This is a genomic window from Bdellovibrionales bacterium (assembly GCA_019750295.1).
Taxonomy (GTDB): Bacteria; Bdellovibrionota; Bdellovibrionia; order Bdellovibrionales; family JAGQZY01; genus JAIEOS01.
The window spans coordinates 1-1,660 of record JAIEOS010000011.1 but is presented as its reverse complement, the minus strand read 5'-3'; the positions used below and the strand labels follow the sequence as shown (position 1 = coordinate 1,660).

The following is a 1,660-nucleotide window of genomic DNA, read 5'->3' as shown; positions in this document are numbered from 1 at the left end:
GAGACCACGTCGCAAGATCTCATCGAATTTTCAAAGAAGAAACTGACGGGCTACAAAGTTCCTAAACACGTCGAGTTCCGCACCGAACTTCCCAAAACGAACGTCGGTAAAATTCTCCGTAAAGAGCTCCGAAACGAGGAAATGAAGAAGTCACAGACGTCTTAGCACGCTGACCACCGATCTTAAAGCCCCGTGACCCGAAGACCCCGTTATCCTGAGCGCAGCAAAGGATCTCGGGGGAGTAATCCTTTCAGTGCTGTCAAAAGGTTTGCCAACGCCTAAGATCAACTGTTGTCGCTCCGACGATTTACGACTACTACTCAGCTCCAGAAAGTGGCACAAATGATGCTCACTTTCTCAGTGCCTAAGGGCTGAGGTGTTTATGAAAAAATTAATGTTGGCAGGATTTTCTTTGATCGCGGTTGTGTCCACATCGCTCGTTTTCGCCAAAGAGGCCAAAAAAAATTCTGAGCCCGTCCCCGCTCCCCTCAGCCGCGAAGTGATCACCAAAGAAATGCAAAAACAAACCGAACTCACTCGCGCCTCGAAAACCACTCAATTTAAAGTGAGTTCTGTGGAAAAAGACGACTACAAAAATACCGTTATCAAGTCGATCGTCAAACTCGAAAACGGAGAGACCTGCTCGGTGCAAGGCAAAGAAAGCCTCACTCCACCCGTCCCCGGCGAAAAAAATCAAAAGAGCACCTTGCAAATTGTAAACGTAAAAACTGAGTGCACCGCGACTCAACAGAAGTAGTTAAGGCCGAATGTAATGTCCGTTGATACTGCCCGTGCATGTCGCCGTTCCCGAATTGGTTCCACAGTAGAGCTCTAGATAATCCGTCGTCCCGTTCATGTATACAAGTGTGGTCACCGTCATTGTCTGAACAAAAGGCGAGGTGTAATTGATAAGTTGATTGTAAGCCTCATAACTTGCTCCATTTTTGTAGATCATTGCTGATAACGTAAATGCTCCCGTTCCTGTCATGGAAACGCTCACTTTTCCCGTGACAGAGTAGTAGCCAGCTTTCGTAGGAACAACACGATTTAAACCTGTATTGATCGAACTATTAGAATCTATGAATGCAGTATCGAGCGGAATCTTGGTCGCAACGGCAGAGGTATTTACCGAACCACCATTCATGTAAAACACAGGTCCAAATGCAGAAGTGGCTTGAGTTGTTGCATCTGGGAATCGAATTCCACCGCTCGTCGATTCGATTGTTCCCGCGACACTGAGACGTTGGCCCGGCGAATTCGTACCAATCCCCACATTACCACTCGCCTTAATGATCAATCGATTCGACGATGTCATGTAATCCGCGTTGTCTGAACCACCGATCCCGATTCCTAGATCACCCAATGTCGGATTAAATTCAATTCCGGCCTGGTAAGGAGCTCCATTTTGCCGATCCCAACCTCCAACATCGAAGTCAGAGCTAAAACCGATCACTTTATTTCCGCCATCATGAAAATTGAAAGACCCATTCCCGATCGTCAGTCTTTCGCCCGGTGCGGTAGTCCCGATACCCAGGCTCCCACCGAAAGAAACATTTCCGGCGGGCGCATAAAGAGCCAGTGGATTTGTGATCGTGGTGTTCGTTCCCGCCGCTGGGGCGTTTTCGATATAGACCGTGGAAGCGTTGGTTAAAGTCACTGG

At 48.0% G+C, this 1,660-nt stretch carries 3 protein-coding genes; 2 read left to right on the top strand and 1 reads right to left on the bottom strand.

Annotated features, from left to right (window positions below; translation table 11 throughout):
* On the top strand, nt 1-165 hold a 165-nt coding region (locus K2Q26_03475), incomplete at its 5' end, for a hypothetical protein (GenBank protein ID MBY0314553.1).
* A gap of 217 nt (nt 166-382) precedes the next feature.
* Nucleotides 383-757 carry a hypothetical protein gene (locus K2Q26_03470; protein MBY0314552.1) on the top strand — a complete coding sequence of 125 codons (375 nt, stop codon included), beginning with the start codon at nt 383-385 and terminating at the stop codon, nt 755-757.
* Here K2Q26_03470 and K2Q26_03465 read toward each other — a convergent pair.
* Nucleotides 758-1,660, bottom strand: a 903-nt coding sequence (locus K2Q26_03465) for a hypothetical protein (GenBank protein MBY0314551.1), incomplete at its 5' end; no start/stop codon positions are given.

Bases quoted from the DNA above. Each gene is read 5' to 3' on its own strand.
- K2Q26_03470 (MBY0314552.1), top strand. From the start codon at position 383: ATGAAAAAATTAATGTTGGCAGGATTTTCTTTGATCGCGGTTGTGTCC.